The organism is Paenibacillus mucilaginosus 3016, from assembly GCF_000250655.1.
GTDB lineage: Bacteria > Bacillota > Bacilli > Paenibacillales > NBRC-103111 > Paenibacillus_G > Paenibacillus_G mucilaginosus.
The window spans coordinates 814,985-837,875 of the sequence record NC_016935.1 but is presented as its reverse complement, the minus strand read 5'-3'; the positions used below and the strand labels follow the sequence as shown (position 1 = coordinate 837,875).

Here is a 22,891-nt window from a genome sequence, read left to right as displayed (position 1 = left end):
CCAATCTTGCACTATACGAACATGTTCAATACCATGATGAGGGTCAGGGCGACCACCGAAATGATCGTCTCGAGCGCCGTCCATGTCAGCAGCGTCTCCTTCACGGTCATCCCGAAATATTCCTTGATGAGCCAGAAACCCGAATCATTCACGTGCGAGAGGATCAGCGAGCCGGCACCGGTCGCCAGGACGAGCAGCTCGGGGCTGACGCCCGGCAGCGAAGCGGCGATCGGTGCGACGATCCCCGCCGCCGTCATCATCGACACGGTCGCGGAGCCGGTAGCCACGCGGATCATGGCCGCAATCCCCCAGCCGAGCAGAATCGGCGAGATAGCGGAAGCCTTGGCCAGCTCGGCAATGTAGTTCCCGATGCCCGAGTCGAGCAGCACCCGGTTGAAGGCGCCGCCCGCCCCGATCACGAGCAGGATCGTAGCCGTCGGAGCAAGACAGTCGTTCGTGAACTTCAGCACCTTCTCGCGGCTCACGCCTCTGGCGTACCCGAGGCTGAAGAAGGAGTACACGGTGGCAATGAGCAGGGCGACGACCGGATCTCCGACAAACTTGGAGGCCTGGAACAAGGGGGTGCCCTTCGTGAGGAACAGATCCGCAAGCGTTGCGATCAGCATCAGGAAGACGGGAACCAGAATCGTGAAGACGGTGTTCCAGAAGCCCGGAAGCGCTTTGGCCTCGACATTCTCGGTCAGCTGCTCGCCCATCTCCTTGGGCACTTCTTTATGGATGCGGTTCCCGATCCAGTTACCGTAGAGGGGACCTGCGACAATCGCCGTCGGAAGCCCGACGATCAGGGAGTACAGAATCGTGCGGCCGACATCGGCCTTGAAGATATCCACCGCAGCCATCGCCGCCGGATGCGGCGGAACGAGGCCGTGCACCACGGACAGTCCGGCTACCAGCGGCACGCCGATCTTCACCAGCGATACGCCAGTTTGTCTGGCAATGGTGAAGACCAGCGGAATCAGCAGAACGAAGCCCACCTGGAAAAAGACGGGAATCCCGACGATGAACGCGACGAACATCATCGCCCAGTGGACGTTGCGCTCGCCGAAGAGGCCGATGAGGGTCTTGGCGATGCGCTCGGCGCCGCCGGATTCGGCCATCATCTTGCCGAGCATCGTTCCAAGCGCGAGCACGATCGCCAGGAAGCCCAGCGTGTTGCCCATCCCGGTCTTGATCGAATCGATGATGCCCGGCGTCTTGTCCACCGCAAACAGCGGCATGCCGGCAGCCAGTCCCACACCGATGGCGGTGAGGATCAGGGAGACGAACGGATTCAGCTTCACTACGGTGATCAGCAGCAGCAGAGCTGCGATTCCGGCCAGTACAATAACTAACAGCATGGGAATACCTCCTGATTACGAAATGTTGTATGGAACAAAGATGTCATGAGCTTGTGTGTGCTGCCTTGCGCCCGCAGTCCCGTTCAAGTATGCCGTTCGCGGTATTCCTGGGGCGTCATCCCGAACGCCTTCTTGAACGCATGATTGAAAGAATGCGGACGGAGATAGCCTACCCGCTCCGCGATTTCATAGATTTTGTCCGGCGTGTTCTTCAGCAGATATTCCGCCTTCTCCATCCGGACCCGGTTCACATAGTCGCTCAGGTTCTCCCCGGTCTCCAGCTTGTAGATCTTCGAAACGTAGACCGGATGCCGGTTCACGTGATCGGCGATCGTCTGCAGGGACACATCGCGGTCCATGTGCTCTTCCACGAAGCCCTGGATCCAGCGGATCAGGGAGGTCCGCGTATCCTTGGCCTCCTGCTCCATGTCCCCGCGGATGCGCCCGAGCGCCCGCAGCGTCCACTCCTTCAGAGCGCCTGCGGAGCGGAACGGCTCGCCTTCCGCCATGCGGTCGAAGTCATCCCCGATCAGCGCGGACAGGGCCCGCCCGTTCTTGTGCGCGATATACGCGTAAGCCGAAGCGATCGTGAAGTACACCTCGAGCACGTGCTCCTGCGCGGCGGAGCCTTCCGAATCCATCGCGCCGAAGATGGCCTGAAGCTTCTCTTCGATCTCGTCCCACCGCGCGGCTTCGAGCAGATGGACCAGTGTCGGCGGCTCGTAGAGACTCTGCAGCGAGCGGACCTCCTTCGGCGGCGGATCATCCTCCAGCCGGGTGAACAGCTCCCTTTCGCTGCCGATCCTTCGACGGAAGGCCGCGATCGAGCGGTTATAGAGATCCGGCACCTCCAGGGGGAAGCTTCCGCGGGAGCCGACCAGGATGGAGATCCTCCCTCTCAGGTACGTGCTGACCGCCGACTGCAGGGAGGCCGCCGTCCTCTCGAACCAGAGGGGCTCCTCTGCCCCTTCGGCGCGTCCCCCGTCCCCCTGCTTCGGCGCCATGACGAACACAAGGTAATCGTGGGCATCCTTCGTATGCCAGATCGCGTAACGGCCGCCGAACAGCTCCTCGGCCATGTTGCCGATCGCATACTCAATCCAGTAGCGGTCCTGGGGGTCCCGCTCCGTGAACGGCTCTTCGAGCCGGATCATCATCAGGTCGAACGTGCTGCCCTCGAACTCCGGCAGCCCGAGCGTTTTCATTTTGCCGAGGAGGACGGATTCGGACCACCTTCTCCCCTGCAGGAGCTCATGAAGCAGATTCGCGCGCAGCAGCGGGAGGTTCTCCTTCAGCGTATAGTTCAGGCGCTGCAGGGAGATGACTTCCTCCCACTCGCTGCGCAGCTTGTCCAGCGCCCGCTTCACCGTAGCCAGGAGATCCTCTTCCTTCACGGGCTTCAGCAGATAGTCCTCCGTCTGGTAAAGGATGGCCTCCTTCGCGTAATTGAAGTCGGAATAGCCCGACAGCAGCACGCATTTGGTCCGCGGCCAACGGCTTCGGATCTCTGCGATCAGCTCCAGTCCCGTCATGCCGGGCATCTTGATGTCCGTAATGACGATTTCGATGGAGAACTGCTCGAGCAGCTCGAGCGCTTCCGGTCCGGAGTAGGCTTTGTACACCTGCTCCACGCCGTGGCCCGCCCAGTCGATCGTCGCCGCGAAGCGATCGACGACATGCGCCTCGTCATCTACGATCAGCAGCTGTGCCATCCCCGTCTCCTCCTTCCTGCCGCTCCCCGCGGCGCATGTTCGTCCGGCTCCAGACCAGGGTGGCCCGTAGGCCGCCTCCCGGGGCATGGGCGAAGGTAATGCCCGAGCCCTCCCCGAAGCCGATCTGCAGCCGCCGGTGCACGTTCCAGGTCCCGCAGCCGAGGCTGGAGTCGTCCGCGGCTTCCTCCCGAAGACCAGCCTGGAGTCTGCGAAGCTCCGCGTCCGTCAGGCCGCCCCCGTTGTCCTCGACGACGATGCGGTTGAACTCCGCGTCCTGCTCACCGGTAATGCGGATGAAGCCGCCGCCCGCCCGGGGCTCGATGCCGTGGACGATCGCGTTCTCCACCAGCGGCTGCAGGAGCAGGCGCGGCACCTCTTCCTTCATCATCGCTTCCGGCACGTCGACCGCGTAGTCGAGCCGCTGCATCCGCAGATGGTGGATGCCGAGATAATGGCCCACGAGCTCCAGCTCGTCCTTGAGCGTCACCTGCTGATGCTCCACCCGGGTGGTGTACCGGTAGTACTCCGCCAGGTGATGAGCCATCGCCGTCACACTGTCCTTGTCTTCGAGCATGGCGGAATTGATGATAAAGAAGAGCGAGTTGTACAGAAAATGCGGATTGATCTGCGACTGCAGCTGCTTCAGCGTCGCTTCCCGCGACCGGAGCTTCTCCGTGTAGACATCCTCGATCAGCCGCTGCATCTGCTCCGACATCTCGTTGAAATGCACGATGAGATCGTCGAACTCATTGTGCGCGCGGTACTCGATGCGGGAGGACAGATCCCCCTGCTTCATCCGCCGGATGCCGCGGGTCAGATTGAAGATCGGCAGCTGTACATTGCGGTACAGCAGGAAAGAGGCGGCTGCGCCGGCGGCCAGCAGGACGGCCGCGGAGCCGTAGAACCAGCTGCGCGTGGACGCGATCGGTGCGAGAATCTGCTGCAGCGGCACGTAGTCCACGAGATGCCAGCCGAGCTGCCGCGACTTCACGTAGCTGACGAGGTAGGCTTCCCCGCCGACCTCTACAGTCTGCTGGCCCGCGTCCGGCAGTACGCCCCCCATCACCTCGCGGATAATCGATTCCGTGACCGCCCGGGAAGGCGTGCTGCTCAGGATGAGCGGATAGTCCGGGTGGTAGAGGAACGGATCGTTGCTCTGCTCCTTCTTGTAGACATCGAGCAGGTCGCTGATATTCTGTACCGGGAAGCGCACCTGGAAGAGCGCATCGGCCTCCGCCGCCGTCCGTGCCGCGGCCGGCTCCCCGATCTCGCGGTAGAACGTCGGCACCCGGCGCCCGCGGGATTCGTCTTCCCCGTAGGTCCAGACGGTGTGCACGGCTTCATTCCAGGGCCAGTCCCCGCTCCCGTTGATGAAGATGTTCGAGGAGAACACCCTCCGGCCGGAAGGGATCACGAAGGTGACATCATTGGACCAGGCGCTCGATACGCTCTGCAGCCCCAGCTTCTCCGTGATGCGGGACTGTGCCTTGAGCCGGCTGCCGTCCGTTCCCGCCGCCCCGCCCTGGATGAACTCCCGGATATGCGGGTCGTTCCCCAGCACGACCGGCAGCATGGAAAGGTTCTCGATGTGCCCGTCAAGCTGGTATGCGAAGAAGATGAGCTGATTCAGGTTGGAGGAGCGCAGCTGCTCCTCCACGACGCCGCCGGCAATCCGGTTGGAGTAAGCGTACAGGAGCAGCACCGGAACCAGGAGGAGCACCAGGGTCAGCAGCATCCGGCCAAAGAGCGTCATTCTCCGGGACTGCCTCTTCATGGCCTCCCCTCCGCTTCCTTATCCAGGATCGCCTGAAGGGCCGCGTTCGCCCTATCCGCCGTCTCCCGGATGTCCGTCTCTCCGCTGATCACCCGCTGGACGATCTCCCCGACCGCCTCCCGAGCCCCCGCCACATCGACGGTGGTGGGCCGGTCATGATCGACGCCTTCCCGGCTGCTTTCCCTGACCGCCTCCACCAGCTCGGGAGGGAAGCCAGCGGTTCCCTCCGGCAGGTTCCAAACGGAACGCCGCGCGCCGGGATGGCCCTTGCTCTGCGTGTGCAGGACCGTCTCCTGCGAGGTCGCCCACGCAATGAAGGCCCAGGCGGCGTCCCGGTCCGGCGATTTGGGGTTGATGGCCAGGCCCCAGGACGTGATGTTGTAAGTCCGGGAACCGGCATCCCCCGCCGGAAATGGAGCGAAGCCCACGCGGTCCGCGATCTTCGAATGGGCCGGGTCGGTCACGCTGCGGTAGAGCGAGTTCGCGTCCGTGTAGAAGGCCGCATGCCCTGCGGCAAACAGGCGTCCCGCCTGCGGCCACGACATGTGAATGGCCTCCGGCGGCCCGTACTCCCGCAGGAGCGTCCCGTACGCGGTGAAGGCCTTGAGCGCCTGGGGCGAGTTGATCGCGGCGCGGCCGTTCACCGTGAAGTCTCCTCCCTCCGAGTACAGGAAGGAGGAGACCTGCGTGACCAGCGGCGACCGCTGGCCCCTGGCAACGAAGCCGTACACCCCGCGCTGGGGGTCATGCAGCTTCCGTGCCGCCTCCGTCAGCTCACCGATGGTCCGCGGCACGGGAATCCCCGCCTGCTCCAGCAGGTCCTTGCGGTAGTACAGGACGCCCTGCTCCGTGATGATCGGGATGCCCGTAAGCTTGCCGTCGACCGTCGCCGACCGGATCGCCTGGGCGGAGAAATCCGACAGCCCGTATCCGGTTTCCCGTGCGGCGTATTCATCCAGCGGCTGCAGCCAGCCGTTGCGGTAGAAGGCCTTGCCCTCCTGCAGCGGCCGGTACATGAACACATCCGGCTTCTCGGCGCCGGACGTGAACTGAACGGTGAGCTTCTGGGTAAGCTGATCCTCGAAGTGGGACTGGATCAGCACGCTCATCCCCGTCTCCGCCTCGAAATCCGGCAGCAGCGGCTTGATCTCGTCGGCCCACGGGTGGTTCGCCGTGATCAGAGTAATGCTTTTGCCCTCGTAGGGTCTGGCGGACGCCTGGCCGGTCTTCTCCTCCTGCTCTCCGCAGCCCGCCGCCATGAGCAGCAGGAGCAGCAGCGCTCCTTCCGCCACCCGCCGGACCCGGCGGTTTATATGGAAACCTCTCATAGTTCGAATCCTCCACTGCCTCTTACGGCCTTGCTCTATTAGCTTACTTTACCCCCGGAACTACCGAAATAACGAAGACTAAACATCCATAACCCGATGTTAACCCCTCGGGAAGCGGATGAGACGAAAACGGTCTCCGCGCCTCCGGTGCCGCTCTCCGGTTGTCCAGGGTGTCTTTCGCGTACGCGATCCCACACGCCGGTCCGTTCAATCCTGACCGGATGCGGAGCCGCGGCATAACGCCGGCCAAGGCCCCCCCCCAGCCCCGACTATTCAGGACGATGAGAGTTATGCTTCTTGTTAGGTCAACCCATGCCAAACCAAAAATCCCCACAGGCTTCTGCCTGTGGGGATCGGTATCGCTGTACACACTGCTGTGATGTTCGTTCGGAACGGCTGCTTGCCGCCGGCTGGTCTTAGTCTTCGACCGGGAACCAGCCCGGTGCGTTCATGATCGCCTGCCAGAGGCCGTCCGGAACCACGAGCTCCTGCTGGGCACTTCTGCTGAGCGTCGTGCGAATCTCCGCTTCACGGCCGCTCTCGATCTTCTCGACCCAGTCCGGCTCCATGATGAGCTCCCGGCCTACCGCAACGAGCGGCACGCCCTTCTCCAGCACTTCAACGGCTTCTTCCGGACGGTGGATGGAACCTACGCCGATCAGCGGTACCTTACCGCCGATGCGCTCCTGCAGCCACTCGAGGCGCGTCTTGGAGGCGTCGGCGCCGCGGCGGGGCTCCGAACGGTAATCCATCAGCGAGACGTGCAGGTAGTCCAGCCCTTCGCCCGTCAGCGCATCGATGAGGACGAACGTGTCCTCCATCGTGATGCCCGGCGTCTCGGCTTCTTCCGGCGAGAAGCGGTAGCCGACGATGAACGGCTGCTTGGCGTGCTCCGCCGCGACCCGCTTCACTTCCCGCAGGACAGCCAGAGGGAAGGCCAGACGGCCGTGGACGTCGCCGCCCCAGCGGTCTTCGCGCCGGTTCGAGTGCGGAGAGAAGAACTGATGGATGAGGTAGCCGTTGGCACCGTGGATCTCCACGCCGTCATAGCCTGCCTCGATCGCGCGGCGGGTCGTCTCGCCGAAGTCGCGGATGATGGACACAATCTCCTCGTCCGTCAGCGCCCTCGGAGTGAGGCCCGGGTTTTCTTCGGTCGGAACGGCGCTTGCACTGACCACATCGCCGTCAGGTACGAAGCCTGGAGCCAGGTTGCGGCCGACGTGGAAGATCTGCAGGATCGCTTTGGCCCCCTTGCCCTTGATCGTATCGGCCAGAGAGCGCAGGCTTGGGATCATCTCGTCGGTGTGAGCGGCGAACTCGCCCGGGAAGCCCTTGCCATTCTCGGTGACATAGGTGCAGGCCGTAATGACCATGCCGGCCCCTCCGGAACGGCGGGCGTAGTACTGAAGCTCCGCCTCGGATACGGTGCCGTCCTCGTTCGAGGCGAAGTTGGTCATCGGAGCGAGCACGATCCGGTTTTTGAGCCGAAGGCCCTGGCCCAGTGTAAAGGTTTCGAATAACGGTTGATAGCTTGGTTTCATCTCTCGAATCACTCCATATCATTGTGTAGGATGCTCATTGAATATCGGGTCTGACTGCAGGATCTGACTAAGAATATCTGGTGCAGATTCCTCTCATCAGGCGAGGGTCTTCATGTGGCGGCAGGCGGCGGCGGAAGAGGAGGCTTCCCGCTCCGCCGGCCGCCGGGAGCCGCCAAGCTGCTCCGTCAGCTCAAGGAACCAGTCCCGGTCTCTCGTCGATAAGGCCAGGTCAATCACATCGCGCACGCCCTCTGTCCCGCCGAACGGGTTGGCCGGAAGAGCCTTCAGCCAGGCTTCACGCACGGTAACACGCTTTCCCAGTATGTCCACGTGATCCGAATTCACGACATGGACCCTCACAATCCGATCCAGGGAATCGGACGACTCCACCCAGCCCTGAATCAGTTCCCCTTCTGCGGTGCGCCCCTGCACCCATTGGCCTTCTTCGAATTTCATGCTCCTGCACCACCTGACTTCAGTTATTGGACCGCGCACTAAGTGTTATAACTTCTTAACTGTAATAAAAATAATTACATTTGAAACACAAGAAAGAATGAAGCGTCCTCCGGACAGAGGCATTCCCAGGTCCTTCATGTTCACTTCCCGCTTATGACTGTAATCATATCGAATACAGTTATGGATGTCAAGGCATCTCCGCGGGGCTGACCTGCCTTTTTATCTTAAATTTTAGACAATCTTTAGCTTCCGCGGCAGAGGCAGGTGTTATACTTGGAATACCTAATGATTGCCAACCTCCAAGCGAAAGGAAGCCGCGGTCTCCTTGACTCTCCACTATCCTCATGGTCTCTGCTCTTTGACCGTTATGCTGCCGCCTCGCCCGTCGTCTCTACCGGACATGCCGGAAGGGAGGACCACCCGATGAGCGTATGGCCGATAGCGATCATGATCGGACTCGGCATCGTATCCGCCGTCTATTTCATCCGCCGTGTCCCTCCCGATCCCGGCGACACCCGGGAAGATCTCGACGATCTATACTAGTTCCTTATCCAAGGCAGGAGGCGTACGGCGCCCTTTCCTTGAACTGCATAACCCGCCGCAGGCACCGGTGCCGCAGCGGGTTCTTTCTTTTGGCACCGGAACGGAGCCTCCTGTCAGTTCACCTGCCGGATCAGCTTCTGCAGCAGCAGGACCCGCGCATCCCGGAGCGTCTTCGCCACTCCCCTTTTCGGTACGCCCAGGATACGGGCCATCTCTCATAGACCTTCCACCTTTCTTCCATAATATGAAGTAATTGTATCATCTGAAAGAAAGGAAAAACGTGAAATTAACCACTTTGCAAGCGTTACAATGGTTAAAATTTGTTTTACTTTATTAATATTGGTTGAGCTTATTATTTTTGTTTTAGCACCTAAAGCACTTCCTTTATCTCCTAAAGAACCTGTCTTTCCATTCTTAAGAATCTTCTTACTGCGATCCCCAAGCATCCTGCTCCACCCCACATCCGCCCTCCGATTCTCTCAGCAAAAAATGCCCGGACAAGCGCGTCGCATTTCCTGAATTTGGGGGTAATAAAGGGATATAACGAACAGACGAACCCAGGATCAGGAGGATGATGAACGATGCCTTTGAACTCGGTGTACTGGAATATCAACTTTCTCATTGCCCTGACGGTCGTGTTCTTCCTGTATGTGCTGATCGAAGGAGTCTCCTCTGCCGAACCCGAGCCGAGTGAGGATGAGGAATTGTTTTGAATGGCGGAGCGCACGAACCAAAGTCGCCCATGAATGGCTCTGTCATGCTCTGTCATGCATAAAGAGGGTTCGTTGTCCGGCAGGACAGGACCAAGCAGACGGATACGGTATCCCTTTTTGATCGGTTTGTGAAAAAGGGCAGCGGAAAAAGGGCAGCCGAAGCGGCAGCCCTCATTTTTGCATGTCCTTCTATTGCAGCTCGGGCAGTTCCCCGATGCTGCGGTAGACCCGCTTGCCCGCGGCCTCGGCCGCCCTCACCATCTCGTCCGCACCGGCGGACGGCCCGCCGATCCGCAGCACCCCATCGCAGCAGGAGATGAGCCTGATCGCCGACGGGTGGAACATGCGCTCCCACACCTCGTCGCCCATGTGCCGGGAGCCTGCCGTCTCGAGCAGCGGCAGCGCCAGCCATTCGCCGAGCACCGGCAGATGCCCCAGCTCGTAGACCCGCAGCGCCGTCTCGTTCATTGCCCGCAGGTTCGCTTCGATCCGCTCCGGGTCATCGCCGGTGCCCGAGCGGTACGGACCCGCCACGAGAATCTGCAGACGCCTCCTTGCCGGCGGGGTGAGCAGCCCTTCAAGCTGAGCCTGCTGCAGGAGCATGATCGTCTTGGCGTCCCGGATCTCGCCGGAATCCACCATCGCCAGCGCACGGGCGAACGGAAGCTCGAGCACCTCGATATGCTCCTGTTCTTCCTCCAGCCCCCCGCCCCCGCCGGTCCGCATCTGCGGATCGTACTCGGCCGCATACAGGTGCAGAATCTCCGTCACGGAACCAGGCGACATGTACGCTTCACGGAGCTTCCGCACGTTCGTCACCCGGTAACCGGTCTCTTCCTCCGCTTCCCGGCGGATGCAGTCGTCCGGATTCTGCCCGTCGAGCAGGCCCGCACAGGCCTCAATGAGCATCCCGCTCGCATTGCCGTTCATATACGTCGGCATCCGGAACTGCCGGGTCAGGACGACCGTCCCCCGCTTCGCATCATACAGGAGGATCGCGGCCCCGTTGCCCCGGTCATAGGCTTCTCTCACCTGCGTCTCCCATGTCCCGTCGCCCCGCTGGTAGCGGAACGTCATTTTTTTGAGCACATACCAGTTGTCCGACAAAATTTCTTCCTTCTCGATCCGGATCCGCGGATTCATGGATATTCCTCTTCTCTGTTTAGGATTTGACGGCCAGGAAAAAACCCGTGTCCTTCGTGATATACAAGCTGCCTTCCCTCTCCAGCCGGGCCTTCAGCTCGCTTCGGAACCGCTGCAGCGCTTCGCCGACAAGCCGCTCCTTGGCGTTCATCGGCGTCGAGGTGATGTAAGCAATGAGGGGCTCCGCCTCGTCCACCAGCAGATGGTCATCATAGCGGATGCATTCCACCGTGCGAAACGGCGGAGACAGATGGGCCGCCCCGTTCTCCAGGTGGAAGCGCTCCAGCACCGGATCCAGCACTTCGATCTGCGGATCGAACGCCTTTGCGAGCTCCTCGACCTCCCGGAGGTGCCGCAGGCTCATCGTGGAAGCATAGAGCCGGCCTCCCGGCTTCAGCACCCGGTGCATCTCGGCGGCCGCGCGGGGGATGTCCATCACATGGTACAGCATGTGATTGGCGATCACGATATCGAACTCCCCGTCGTGAAAAGGGATCTCCTCCGCATCCGCGGCCAGGAACCGGAACCTCCCCGGAACCCCCGCGAGCCGGCTGCGCGCTTCCTCCAGCATGCCCGGCGAGAGGTCCGTCAGCGTGACGCTCCAGTCCTGCGGGATCCGCTCCCTGCTGCGCTCCCACAAGGCGCCGTCCCCGCAGCCGAGCTCGAGCACCTTCAGGCCGCCTTCCTCCGGCAGCCGGCTGAAGAACCAGCGGTGCCAGCCGGTCCCGTTGGCGCTGTACCGGTCATACAAGGCCATTCTCGCCTGCAGCCTGGCCGCACTGCGGTACTGCTCGCCCCAGTCCTTCTCCGTATGGACGGTCTGGATCATGGCCGTCAGCTCGTCCCAACCGACCTCCTGCTCGCCGCCCTCCAGCATGGTCAGCGCCTCGTCGATCGCCTTCGTAACATATTGCATATGGGCCATTTTCTTGCGCATGAGCTCCTTCTGCATCCGCAGGGAAGCCCTCAGATCCTGCTCGGGCAGCGTGTCCCGGGAGAGAATCTGTGCGATTTCCGCCAGGGACAAGCCGATATATTTCAGCGTCTGGATGCGCTGCAGACGGATGAGATCCTCCCTGCTGTACAGGCGTGCGGCCGTGTCGTCGTGATGGGCCGGCTTGAGCAGACCGATCGCGTCATAGTACCGCAGCGTCCGGAGCGTGAGCCCGGTGCGCTTAGCAATCTGGCCGGTTGTTAAGAATGCCTGGCGCGGTTCTTTCATGGGGTATGCCCGCCTTTCTGCCTTTTCCGCCTGATTTCCTGACTGATTCCGATTATAGCGGGTGACGCTGCGTCACCTGCAAGCATTATTTTGGCGTGGGCCCGGAAGCCGATTTTCTCGTTGGGCCGCGTTCTTGTATAATGGGTCTACTTCCAATGAACCGAAAAGGAGAACCGCATGCGCTCACGCAACTTGTGGAACGGAGGCATCGTCCTTCTTCTGATCGTGCTGCTCGGACTGCTCCTGCAGTTTCTGCTGGCCACCCTGCGGATCCGGGAGCTCGCCCATTCCCCGGAGACCGGCGCCCCCGGCGGCAAGCCTCCGAAGCAGATCGTCCTGATCGGGCAGGTCGAGGACAACCCGTTCTGGCGCACGATCGAACGCGGCGCCCGGGAGGCCGCCGCCTCTTACGGGATGAGCTTCGACTACCGGGGACCGCTGCGCATCAACCCGCAGGAGCAGATCCGGCTCCTCGAGAAAGCCTTGGCGGCAAGGCCCGACGCTGTCCTCGTCCAGGGCATCAACAGCGCGGAGCACCGGGCTCTGATCGATCGGGCCGCCGGCGAGGGCATTCCGGTGATCGCCGTCGATGCGGACGAGCCGGGCAGCCGCCGGCTCGCCTACATCGGCACGGACAACCGGAAGGCCGGCGAGACGATGGGCGAGCTCGTCGCCCGGCAGACCGGAGGCCGGGGCCGCATCGGGGTGCTCATCGGCACGCAGGCCTACAGCCAGCAGCTGCGGCTGGAGGGCTTCCAGACCGTGGCAGCCCGTTATCCCGGGCTGCAAATCGCGGGCGTGCGCTCGACCGAGCCCTCCCGCCTTCAGGCAGCCCAGCAGGCGGAGGAGCTGCTCAGTGCACATCCGGACATCGGGTACATCATCGGCTTCAGCGCCCTGGACGGCCTCGGCGCCCTGAATGCCGCCGAACGCACCCGCCCGCAGGGCGGTCTCGGCATCTTCGCTTTTGACGACCTTGCCGAGACCAAGGAGGCCATCCTGGGCTGCCGGATCACCGCGACGCTTGTCCAGCAGCCGTACCGGATGGGCTATGATGCGGTCACCCTGCTCCGCGACTACTGGGAGGGGCGGATGCCGGCCTCCGAGCATTTTACGGCCGCTGAGGTCTATACGAGGGATACGGATGCGGCAGAGCAAGCCGGCCGGGCGTCCGGGGGAGGCGCGTGTCCATGACGATCCGACGCAAGCTGCTCCTCTTCCTGCCGCTGCTCGTGCTCCTGATGAATACGGTCACGTACTTCCTCTTCGAGAGCGGCAAGGTCGTCCAGCGGAGCTATGACGAGATGATGAGCCGGATCCTGCTCTACAAGCAGTCGGTCCAGGCCGCCGAAACGCACCTGAGCCGGCTGTACACGTACCTACTGGACCCGGCCGAGCGGAACGGGGCTGCGCTTACAGAGGCCAGGGCGGGGCTCGCCGAAGCCCGCTCACTGCTGGCGGAAGCCTCTGCCACCTCCCCGTTGGCCCCGGCTGTGAACGCCTACACCAATCTGCTCGGCACACTGATGGAACAGGAACAGGCTGCCCTGACGGCCGCCAAGCCTCCGGGGCCGGGCGCTTCCACGGCTCTGGTCGCCTATGGGGAGGCGGAGCGTACCGCCGGCTTCATCCGCGAAGAGGGGCTCCACCTCGTCGATCTGGAGCTGAGCTCCTACCAGCCGGTCTACCGGGAGATCCGGGAGGAGAACGGGCGCATCAACCGGCTCGGGGCGGCGATCATCGCCGTGAACACGCTGCTGAGCCTCGCCGCCGCCGTATGGATCTCCCGCAGCATCACCGGGCCGGTCAGCCGACTGGTCGCCATGGCCCGGGAGATCGCGAGGGGCAATCTCCGGCCGGAGCCTCCCCCCCCTACCGGGGACGAGCTCGGCATCCTGTCGGACGCATTCCAGGCGATGCTCGCCGATCTGGCCGTGCTCATCGGCAAGGAGAAGGAAAGCCTGGAGAAGGACCGCCTGCTGAAGGAGCTCGAGCTGCAGGCCCTGCAGAGCCAGATCAACCCGCACTTCCTGTTCAATACGCTCAATGTACTCTCGAAGCTGGCGCTCCTGGAGGGAGCGGAGCGGACCAGCGATCTCATCGTCTCGATGTCGAACCTGCTGCGGTACAACCTCGGCCGGCTCGACCGGCCCGTGACGCTGCGGGACGAGCTGCAGCACCTGCAGGAATACGTGACGATCCAGCAGGCCCGCTTCCGCGACCGGGTCCGCTTCGAACTCGAGATCGATGAAGACGCGCTGCAGGCCGGGATTCCTTCCCTGACCCTGCAGCCGCTCGTCGAGAATGCGTTCCAGCACGGCATTGCCGATCTCGAGCAGGGGGCGGTCATCCGCGTGACCATTGCACGCCATCCGGCGGACGAGGTATCGATAACGGTGGCGGACAACGGAGCCGGCATGAGCGAGGAGGTCCGGCAGAGCCTGCTCCGGCTCGAAGGCGTACCGGAGCCGAAGCAGTCCACCGGGCTCGGCACCCGCAATGTCTTCAAGCGGCTGGCCCTGTATTACGGGAGGGACGATCTGGTCACGATCGAAAGCGCACCCGGCCAGGGGACACGGATAACACTGCACATCCCTATAGGAAAGGAGGAAACAGCATGAGCATGTACAGGCTCCTGATCGCTGATGACGAGGCGCTGGAGAGAGAAGGTCTCGAATGGATCGTCCGGCAGATGATGCCGGGCGTGTTCGAAGTCATTCATGCGGAGAACGGCCGCCTCGCGATCGAGCGGGCGGAAGAGCACCGGCCGCATATCATCCTCATGGATGTCAATATGCCCGGCATCCAGGGGCTGGAGGCGCTCCGGGAGATCAAGCAGCGCCTGCCCCACGCCAAATTCGTCCTGGTGACGGCGTACGATTATTTCTCCTACGCCAAGGAGGCCCTCCTGCTCGGCGCAAGGGACTATATCGTGAAGCCTGCGAAGCGGACTCAGGTTGTGGAGACCCTGCAGTCGCTTGTCGGCGAGCTGGAGCTCGAGAAGCGCAAACGGGCCGAGGAGCTCGGCCTGCGGCACCAGGTATCCCGGCTGCTTCCCCTCGCCGAGAACGAGCTCGCCCTCATGCTGATGGTCGATCAGGTGGCGGAAGCGGACAGCACCCAGCTGGCCGGGTGGCTCGATTTTCCGCTGGACGGAGGCTGTGCCTTGGTCGCCGCCTTCCCTGAGGGCATTCCCGCTCCCGACCAGAAGCGCATCTATGACACCGTCCGCACCTTCGCCAAAAGCAGCGCGCCGGACTGCATCGTCAGCTCGCTCATCGACCGCCACATGGCGGTCTTCCTCCCGCTGCCCTCCGGCCCGCGGGAGGAAGCGCGGATGGCCGACATCCGGCGGACGGCCGAGCAGCTGTGCTCGCTCGTGGAGCGCCAGCTGGGCCTCCCGGTCTCCGTCGGCATCGGCTCTGCCGGCCTCGGGGAGGAAGGCCTGCGGCGATCGTACTTTCAGGCGGTGCTCGCCTCGGCCTACGAAGGTCCCGGCACCCGGGTGTGCCGCTTCGAGGAGCTGCAGCAGGGCACCGCGGGGGGCGGCTCCCCGAACGAGGATGCGCTGCACCGCTCCTACGTGGTGTCGGCCCTGCACCGGATCCGGGAAGAGCGCGAGCAGCAGACCCTCAGCGTGCTGGACCGGGCGAAGAGCTATATCCGGGAGCGGTTCACGGAGGAGCTCTCGCTCGAAGAGGTCGCGGACCATGTCCATCTCAACCCCCACTATCTCAGCAAAATCTTCAAACAGGGCACCGGCGAGACCTTCATCGACTTCGTCACCCGGCTGCGGATCGACAAGGCCAAGGCGCTGATGGCCTCGCAGCAGCTCAGCCTCAAGGAGGTCTGCTTCGAGGTCGGGTACAAGGACCCGAACTACTTCAGCCGCGTGTTCAAAAAGGTCACCGGCGTGACCCCGACCGAGTACCGCAGCGGAGGCGGGTAAGCCGGGCTGCGGGAGGAGCGGCGGGCTTTGCGGCACGCCATACGGCTGCCTTGGCATCGAGCCTTCCCGCTAACTCTCCCGCTGCCTTTGGCATCAAGCCTTCCCGCTGGCCCTCAGGCTGCCTTGGCATCGAACCTTCCCGCTAACTCTCCGACTGCCTTGGCATCGAGCCTTCCCGCTAACTCTCCGACTGCCTTGGCATCGCGCCTTCCCGCTTGCTCCCAGGCTGCCTTGGCATCGAGCCTTCCCGCCGGCTTGGTATTGGGCTTCCATGATCTTGTGGCGGCCGTGAGCCTCCCTGGCAGCTTACTCCCTGATTTTGAATAACGGAACTCAGATTCCTTATTTGAATATGTTCCACCCCCTTCGGCCAGATAACGGAACTCAGATGCGTTATTGGTCCCCATATCCTCAACAGGTGGTCCCTTTGATCAAAATAGCGAACCTCAGTTCCTCTATTTTGAAACCGCCCCCTTTGAAAGGGCAGATAGCGCATCGTAGTTCCGCTATTTCCTTTTTCACCCGGGGCGCTTCACTTTCGACGCTTCGAGCTCGTACCGCCCCTCCCACTCCACTTCCCTTACACGTACTTCCAGTCGGTCCACGCCTTCCGGCATGGACTTTTTTGTGCTGCGGGGGTTAAGTTTGTGCTAGTCGCTCCCCTCCGGCGGGTCCGGTTCTGCCCTGGACAATTATGTGAAGGAAGACCACGGATTAGTGCAGACGGTTGCCGCCCAGCGCCGCTCCCACCGGTGATATAATCCTCTCACAAGCTTCGCAATCCCATGGAAATCATGGAAAGGAGAGGATCATCTTGTCCCTTGTCATTCAACAAGAAACGGAAGGTCAGATAGAAGAACAGACTCAACCCAAGAACGGCGAACCGCTCCCTCTCGAGCAGACAGCGGAAAAACCCAACATGCTGTTCGTCACGCTGGTCTCGATCGTCGCCGCGCTAGGAGGCGTGCTGTTCGGCTTCGATACCGCCGTCGTCTCCGGGGCGCTCGGCTTCCTCGAGCAGCGCTTCGACCTCAGCCAGGCGCAGCTCGGCTGGGCCGTCTCCAGCATCATCATCGGCTGCATCGCAGGGTCGGCCTTCTCCGGCTCGCTCGGCGACAAGTTCGGCCGCAAGAAAGTGCTCATCGCCGCCTCCCTCCTCTTCATCGGAGGCACGGTCGGTTCGGCGCTGCCCGATACGTTCAACGGGTATATTCTCGCCCGTATCATCGGCGGGGTCGGGATCGGCATCACCTCGGCGCTCTGCCCTCTTTACAACGCAGAGATTGCCCCGGCGAAGTACCGCGGCCGTCTGGTCGCACTGAATCAGCTCGCCATCGTCACGGGGATTTTCCTGGTCTACTTCGTGAACTCCTGGATCGCCGGCCAGGGCGATGATGCCTGGGACGTCTCCACGGCATGGCGCTGGATGTTCGGTGCAGGCGCCGTTCCCGGCCTGCTGTTCTTCATCCTCCTGTTCTTCGTGCCCGAAAGCCCCCGCTGGCTGATCAAGCAGGGCCGTCCGCAGGAAGCGCTGGCGACCCTGCTCAAGATCCACGGCGAAGAACTGGCCCGCAAAGAGGTGCTCGCGATCAAGGCTTCCTCCAAGGAAGAATCCGGCTCCTTCGGACAGCTGTTCATGCCCGGCGCCAGAGCGGCTCTGCTCATCGGCGTGATTCTCGCGGTCCTGCAGCAGATTACCGGGATCAACGCGATCATGTACTACGCTCCGATCATCTTCAAGGAAGCCGGCACCGGCACGGATGCCTCCCTGCTGCAGACCATCCTGATCGGTTTCGTCAATCTGGTCTTCACGATTCTGTCCCTGTGGCTGGTCGATAAGGTCGGCCGCAAAGCGCTGCTGCTCATCGGCTCCGCTTCGATGACCGTCTGCCTGACGGTCATCGGTCTCGCCTTCCACACCGGCCAAACGTCCGGACCGCTCGTCCTCATCTTCATCCTGCTCTATGTCGCTTCCTTCGCCGTCTCGCTGGGTGCCGTCCTCTGGGTCGTGCTCTCCGAGATTTTCCCGAGCCGCATCCGCGGCAGAGCCATGGCGATCGGTACGATGGCGCTGTGGGTGGCGGACTATGTCGTGTCCCACTCCTTCCCGCCGCTGCTCGCTTCGGCCGGCCCGGCACTGACCTTCTGGCTGTTCGCCCTGATGTCGCTGATTACAGTGATCTTCACCTGGCGTTCCATCCCGGAGACGAAGGGCAAGTCGCTCGAAGAGATCGAGTCGATGTGGGCCGTGAAGTAGGGCAGACCGCGTCGATCCTGCGGCACAATACAAACAAGGGCGCCCCCAGGGCCGCCCTTGTTTCGTTCTTATCCAACAAAGAGCGCCTATCGAAATCTCGAAGGCAGTCTTTGATCTTCGTATAAAAATGAATAGCGTAATCGGTGATACGCCCCGATGGGCCGCTAACGCTAAATGTTCACCCGTCCCATGCTCCAGCCGCAGCAAAAAGAACGCCTTCGTTAACCCGAACGAAGGCGTTCTTTCCGTTTACAAGCGCCGCGGTTCCATCTGCTTACGAGCGCTTGCCGTATACATAATCGAGCAGAATATTGCCCCAGATCGCATAGCCCTTGTCATTCGGATGCGCCTCGTCCGAAAGCAGGTCATCGAGTGCAAGCCCTTGTTTCTGAATCTCCTCAACGAACGGATGGTAGATATCGAAGTACGTCCAGCCGTTGTCCTGAATGAACGCGCCCACCTGGTTGACATAGTCCTCGTACGTCAGCCCCTGGCCGTTCGGCGCCGTTTTCTTGATCGGGTTCGCCGAGGTGAGCACAATGCGGGTGTTCGGGCTCTTCGTCTGAATCTGCTTGACGATCTCGCGGATGTTGCTCTTGGTCTGCTCGATCGGAATATGGGATCCGTAATCGTTGATGAGGCATGTTTCGAAGAGGAGGAAGTCCAGCTTCTGCTTCGCAATCACATCAGCTTTGTTCTCCTTAAGGAGCAGTGCGGTGGTATAACCGCCGAACCCTGTATTCTCATATCGGGTCGAACCCGCAGCGATATCTTTGTTGAACTTGTCGAACACCGCATAAGACCATGTCTTCGTCGGTCCGGTAGAGCCTGCTCCCACCGTTACGCTGCTGCCCAGGGTGCCGAAGACCACCTTGCCCTTGCTTGCCTTGCGTTCCTGGAACAGGTCCTTGGAATGCTGATAGAGCGATCCGATCTGCTGGTCGAGCGCTTCAGGGATATCCGGCGTACGGACCAGCAGATCCACCGCGTACGTGCCCGGCTTCCACGAGATCTTCGACTGCTCCGCGCCCAGCGCTTCCGAGATGGCCCGCAGCGGCAGCATTGTCGTTCCATCGATAATCTGCGCCGGAATCTCGCTGACGACTTCCTTCCCGTTGACCGTCAGCTTCACGATCGGGTTGCCTTTATAATCTCCGTTGATACTCGAACCGCTGGCCACACCGGCCGTGAACAACAGTATGCCTGCTGCAATGAGACTGATTTTCTTCATATCCGAATCTCCTTGCTGTCTATATGTATGGTTATAACTCAATCTTATACCTCGGGGGGAAGACCTGTCCATCCCCTGATGTTCCTAAATTCGGGACCCTGCGACAAAAACCGCCTCTCGCGGAGAGGTTCCTGCACAGCTTCCCGGCGCTGCCCGGAGGGTGCTTGGCTGCATCCCTTTGCTGCACAGCCTTCCTACTCCAAGCCTGCGGTCCGGCCGGTCCGCAGCGGTTCCCAGGCAGCCGTACACCGGCCTATCTGCATCCGGTCTGCCAGCTCCTCCCCTGCCCCGCTGCATCCCCCTGCGGGACCGTTCTCAGCCACAAAAAAGAGCGTCTCTCTGCCCTTATCGCAAAGAGACGCCCTGGGTTGAACCCGCAATCTTGTGTAACCCGTCCTCAGGCTTTGGCCTGAACCGCCTTGAATACATTATCGAGCTTGCCTTCACCAATCCGCTTCTTCAGCGGAACCTTGATATCCGTCCCAAGCTCCCGGAAGAAGGCATCCACATTGCAGTCGATATTCGAAAGCTCGACCTTCAATACACCGTCCTCCACAATGCTCTGGTTCGTTTCCGAAGGAACCTTTACATCCACAGCATACTTCTTTGTCAGCGTGTTCATGTACCGTCTGAAAATCTCGAGCAGTTCATCGTTGTTGAAATTGGCGATAGCCGCCTGCCCTTTGTTCGTAAAATTCAGATGAATATTCATTCTCTCTTCGCCCTCTTTCCCGGCAGCCGTAAAGAGCGGAAGCCGTCCCTTGAACTGTAGTTAAAAAACCAAATCCTCCTGGCGATTTGGGCCACTCCTGCATGAAACACCAACCGGTACTTCCCTTTCTATATTATGCCCTGGACCATAACTACTATCTTACCTTAAATTTGGAATCTTACCTAATCCATTTTTCCCCCGGGGGATTAAATCCAAAACGGCGGACGTGCGATATAGAGCACAAGACATCTTCATGCAAAGGAAGTATACTATCAAAAGGAACAAATGTTCTTGGATGAACTACCCCAAGGAGGGATGAGAAGCACATGACTCGTACGGAAGTAAAGGTCGGGATTGAACCCTGGAGCGATACCGATCTGGATCTGCTCCATCACATGAATATCCCCGAGATGCTTGACCACCTGGGGGGAACGGAGAGGGAAGAGCAGCTCCTGAGCCGCCACAAGCGTTATCTTGGACTTGAGGAGAAAGGAATCGGCCGGATGTTCCGCATCGTCCTGCTGCCGGAGCGGGAAGCCGTCGGGAACATCGGTTACTGGGAACGGGTCTGGAACGAGGAGACCGTCTGGGAGATGGGCTGGGGCATCCTCCCTCCCTATCAGGGCAGAGGCATTGCCACCGCGGCAGGTGCCGCAGCGATCGCCATCGCCGTAGAGCACCCCAAGGTGCAGGTTCTTCACGCATTCCCCTCCGTCGATAATCCGGCATCGAACGCCATCTGCCGGAAGCTCGGCTTCTCCCTGGCCGGTGAATGCTCCTTCGAGTACCCGCCCGGCACCTTTATGCGCTGCAGCGACTGGCGTCTGGACCTTCGCAGGGAATCCTAGTCACACCGCACCATTCCGCCGCGCCCTGTCTTGTCCTGTCCTTGTGCCGGCGGACAACGGCCAAAAACCTGCAGGTATGCTGTTAATGCAGCATGCCTGCAGGTCCTGTTCAAATATAAGAATTTATTTGTAATACATGTGCATCGCCTGTCCTCCCGCTTCTGCTTAAGGCGTACCCGCTTCAGGACGCACGCGGCTGCCGCCGCCGCCCATTCTGCCCGGGCCGCCGGTTCTTGCCGTCGTCACTCCGGACTCATTGAGCCATGTCGTCGGATTGGCAATAGTGAATTCCACCGTCTTGGCTCCGCCGGTATAGATCGCATACGTCCCGTCCTTCCGAAGGTCCGGCGAGCCCAGGACAATCGCCTGGAAGCTCTTCTCCGATGTGAAGCTGGCAACGACCTTGCCATCCTTATCCTTCAGTTCGACTACCGTGCCGGCCGGCTGGGCCTGCGAGTACGTCATGAGGGTGGAATAAGCAGTGGACTGATCGGATGGAGCCTGTGCCATGCCGGAGCTTCCCGCCGCTGCCAGCAGGCCGCCGGTATAGTCGAAGGAGCCGTCATAATCCAGTGCGCCGTTGCCGTTCGCCGACGGGCCGCTGACATAGACCGTACCGCCCGACATCTGGATCGAACCGTTGGCATCCAGTCCGTCACCTGCAGAGTCCACCCGTACAGTGCCGCCCGCAATAGTGAGCAGATTGCCCGAGCCCGTGGAGCTGAAGCTGTTCTGTCCCGGACGGTTCGTCGCCGAGCCGTCCGCCCCGCCGGCCACATTGATGCCGTCATCGCTTGCCGTCACCTGCGTTTCCCCTCCGGAGATGGTCACCGCCGAGCCCTCGATCCCTTCATAGCTCTTCGTGATGACCGTCTTCCCGCCGCTGATTACCGTGCTCGCATCCGCATGAATGCCGTCGTCTCCGGACGTGATCGAGAGCTCGCCTCCCGCTATCGTGACGCTGTTATTGCTGTGTACGGCGTCATCCGCCGAATCGATCCGGATCGTCCCGCCGGCAATGGAGATCAGGCTGCCGGCTTTGATCGCTTTGCCGCTTTCCGTTTCTTCGGCTGCCGCAGTTGTCCCGGCCGATGTCGATGCCGCTGCTGCCGGAGCGCTCCGCATGCCGCCCATCTCTTCTTTGGCCTTCGCCGGAGCATTCGCACTGCCCCCGCCGGAGGAGATCGTGAACGTGCCTCCGTTCACCTGGACGGCGGTCTCCGCTTGAATGCCATCCTTGCCCGCCTGAATCGAGAAGGTACCCGTCTCTATGCTGACGAACCCTTTGGAAGCATCCGTATCGTTGGTTGCTTTGATGCCGTCTCCCGCGGCTTCGATCGTGAGGGTGCCCTCCTTGACGGCCACAAGATCCTTGCCCTGGACTCCGTCGTCAACCGCGGTAACCTTAATCGTGCCCCCGGTGATTTTCAGATCGTCCTTGCTCGTAATCCCGTTGTTATAATTCCCCTGGACGGTCAGGGTCCCGCTGCCGTTGAAGGTCAGATCGTCCTTGCTGAAGATCGCCGCATTCGGTTCACCCGAATCATCGACCGCTGCATACTGCGTCCCGTCGGAGACGGCATTCGCCGTGCCTTCCTGAACGGTAATGACGGTTTTGTCCGCCTGCATGACCTGGATCGCCGAAGAGGTCTTGCTGTGAATCTGGACGCCGTTCAGAACGATCCGGACCTTATCCTCCTTCGAAGCATTCACCACGATCTGCCCCTGCTCCCAGACGCCGCTGAGCACATAGGTGCCTCCCGCGGTGATGGTGACGGTACGGTCCTTCACCTCGGCTCCCGTCCCCTTGATGCTGGCGCCTTCCGCGCTGAGCTCGATATAGTTCGGATTCGCGCTCTTCCAGTCGCTGTACAGGTCATTGTCGCTGTATTCCACCGGCGTCACCGCAGCCGGCGCCGTGGCCGCTGCCGCGGCGGTCGAAGCTGCCGCAGCGCCTGTCTGGGAGGCTGCCGATTCAGTCGATGCGGCCGTTTGAGCCGGTGTCAGGCTCTGACAGGCCGGCAGGGCCACCGCGGCCAAGAGTGCGAGCATAACGATTTGCTTTACATGTTTGTTTTTCATATGAGATCAATCCTCCGTAGGT

18 protein-coding genes are annotated in these 22,891 nt (G+C 61.3%); 6 read left to right on the top strand and 12 right to left on the bottom strand.

From position 1 onward, the window contains the following. Window positions 1-11: 11 nt before the first annotated feature. From PM3016_RS03790 to PM3016_RS38000, 7 genes are all read right to left on the bottom strand, one after another. Window positions 12-1,358, bottom strand: coding sequence for a GntP family permease (locus PM3016_RS03790; RefSeq protein ID WP_014368474.1), 1,347 nt, complete (start codon window positions 1,356-1,358; stop codon window positions 12-14). An 83-nt stretch (window positions 1,359-1,441) separates the two neighbouring features. Next, window positions 1,442-3,070 (bottom strand): response regulator, encoded by a 1,629-nt coding sequence (locus PM3016_RS03785; RefSeq protein WP_014368473.1) that lies wholly within the window; start codon window positions 3,068-3,070, stop codon window positions 1,442-1,444. Next, the gene (locus PM3016_RS03780) at window positions 3,045-4,844 is read right to left on the bottom strand and encodes a sensor histidine kinase (RefSeq protein WP_014368472.1); all 1,800 of its coding nucleotides are present in this window, start codon (window positions 4,842-4,844) and stop codon (window positions 3,045-3,047) included. The genes PM3016_RS03785 and PM3016_RS03780 overlap by 26 nt, the downstream gene beginning before the upstream one ends. After that, complete coding sequence (locus PM3016_RS03775) at window positions 4,841-6,172, bottom strand: ABC transporter substrate-binding protein (protein WP_014368471.1); 1,332 nt, start codon at window positions 6,170-6,172, stop codon at window positions 4,841-4,843. The genes PM3016_RS03780 and PM3016_RS03775 overlap by 4 nt, the downstream gene beginning before the upstream one ends. Before the next feature lie 416 nt (window positions 6,173-6,588). Beyond that, on the bottom strand, window positions 6,589-7,713 hold the full coding sequence (locus PM3016_RS03770; protein WP_014368470.1) for an NADH-dependent flavin oxidoreductase: 1,125 nt from the start codon (window positions 7,711-7,713) through the stop codon (window positions 6,589-6,591). Between the two features lie 96 nt (window positions 7,714-7,809). Then, the gene (locus PM3016_RS03765) at window positions 7,810-8,169 is read right to left on the bottom strand and encodes an IDEAL domain-containing protein (protein WP_014368469.1); all 360 of its coding nucleotides are present in this window, start codon (window positions 8,167-8,169) and stop codon (window positions 7,810-7,812) included. Window positions 8,170-8,927: 758 nt separating this feature from the next. Continuing rightward, window positions 8,928-9,158: a hypothetical protein gene (locus tag PM3016_RS38000; RefSeq protein ID WP_128758893.1), complete on the bottom strand. Its 231-nt coding sequence runs from the start codon at window positions 9,156-9,158 to the stop codon at window positions 8,928-8,930. 135 nt (window positions 9,159-9,293) lie between these two features. On the opposite strand from PM3016_RS38000, the gene PM3016_RS40655 reads away from it, so the two are divergent. Further along, the gene (locus PM3016_RS40655) at window positions 9,294-9,425 is read left to right on the top strand and encodes a hypothetical protein (RefSeq protein WP_013914559.1); all 132 of its coding nucleotides are present in this window, start codon (window positions 9,294-9,296) and stop codon (window positions 9,423-9,425) included. A gap of 189 nt (window positions 9,426-9,614) precedes the next feature. Here PM3016_RS40655 and nudK read toward each other — a convergent pair whose 3' ends face one another. Both nudK and PM3016_RS03755 read right to left on the bottom strand, forming a co-directional pair. Beyond that, window positions 9,615-10,568, bottom strand: coding sequence for a GDP-mannose pyrophosphatase NudK (gene nudK, locus PM3016_RS03760; RefSeq protein ID WP_014368466.1), 954 nt, complete (start codon window positions 10,566-10,568; stop codon window positions 9,615-9,617). A gap of 19 nt (window positions 10,569-10,587) precedes the next feature. Next, window positions 10,588-11,790, bottom strand: coding sequence for a MerR family transcriptional regulator (locus PM3016_RS03755; RefSeq protein WP_013914556.1), 1,203 nt, complete (start codon window positions 11,788-11,790; stop codon window positions 10,588-10,590). Between the two features lie 177 nt (window positions 11,791-11,967). Between PM3016_RS03755 and PM3016_RS03750 the strand changes: the two genes are divergently transcribed. From PM3016_RS03750 to PM3016_RS03730, 4 genes are all read left to right on the top strand, one after another. Beyond that, on the top strand, window positions 11,968-12,984 hold the full coding sequence (locus tag PM3016_RS03750) for a substrate-binding domain-containing protein (RefSeq protein WP_014368465.1): 1,017 nt from the start codon (window positions 11,968-11,970) through the stop codon (window positions 12,982-12,984). Then, complete coding sequence (locus PM3016_RS03745; RefSeq protein ID WP_014368464.1) at window positions 12,981-14,411, top strand: sensor histidine kinase; 1,431 nt, start codon at window positions 12,981-12,983, stop codon at window positions 14,409-14,411. Before PM3016_RS03750 ends, PM3016_RS03745 begins: the two co-directional genes overlap by 4 nt. Next, a complete protein-coding gene (locus PM3016_RS03740) occupies window positions 14,408-15,739 on the top strand; it encodes an AraC family transcriptional regulator (RefSeq protein ID WP_014368463.1) in 1,332 nt (443 codons plus the stop codon). The genes PM3016_RS03745 and PM3016_RS03740 overlap by 4 nt, the downstream gene beginning before the upstream one ends. Before the next feature lie 814 nt (window positions 15,740-16,553). Further along, window positions 16,554-17,996 carry a sugar porter family MFS transporter gene (locus PM3016_RS03730; protein ID WP_014368462.1) on the top strand — a complete coding sequence of 481 codons (1,443 nt, stop codon included), beginning with the start codon at window positions 16,554-16,556 and terminating at the stop codon, window positions 17,994-17,996. A 274-nt stretch (window positions 17,997-18,270) separates the two neighbouring features. Here PM3016_RS03730 and PM3016_RS03725 read toward each other — a convergent pair whose 3' ends face one another. Together PM3016_RS03725 and PM3016_RS03720 are read right to left on the bottom strand one after the other, a co-directional pair. Next, window positions 18,271-19,227, bottom strand: coding sequence for a GDSL-type esterase/lipase family protein (locus tag PM3016_RS03725; RefSeq protein ID WP_013914551.1), 957 nt, complete (start codon window positions 19,225-19,227; stop codon window positions 18,271-18,273). 397 nt (window positions 19,228-19,624) lie between these two features. Then, window positions 19,625-19,939: a hypothetical protein gene (locus PM3016_RS03720; protein ID WP_013914548.1), complete on the bottom strand. Its 315-nt coding sequence runs from the start codon at window positions 19,937-19,939 to the stop codon at window positions 19,625-19,627. A gap of 326 nt (window positions 19,940-20,265) precedes the next feature. On the opposite strand from PM3016_RS03720, the gene PM3016_RS03715 reads away from it, so the two are divergent. After that, on the top strand, window positions 20,266-20,787 hold the full coding sequence (locus PM3016_RS03715; RefSeq protein ID WP_014368461.1) for a GNAT family N-acetyltransferase: 522 nt from the start codon (window positions 20,266-20,268) through the stop codon (window positions 20,785-20,787). 165 nt (window positions 20,788-20,952) lie between these two features. On the opposite strand, the gene PM3016_RS03710 is transcribed toward PM3016_RS03715, so the two are convergent. Next, window positions 20,953-22,869 carry a carbohydrate-binding domain-containing protein gene (locus PM3016_RS03710; RefSeq protein ID WP_014368460.1) on the bottom strand — a complete coding sequence of 639 codons (1,917 nt, stop codon included), beginning with the start codon at window positions 22,867-22,869 and terminating at the stop codon, window positions 20,953-20,955. Window positions 22,870-22,891: the final 22 nt, after the last annotated feature.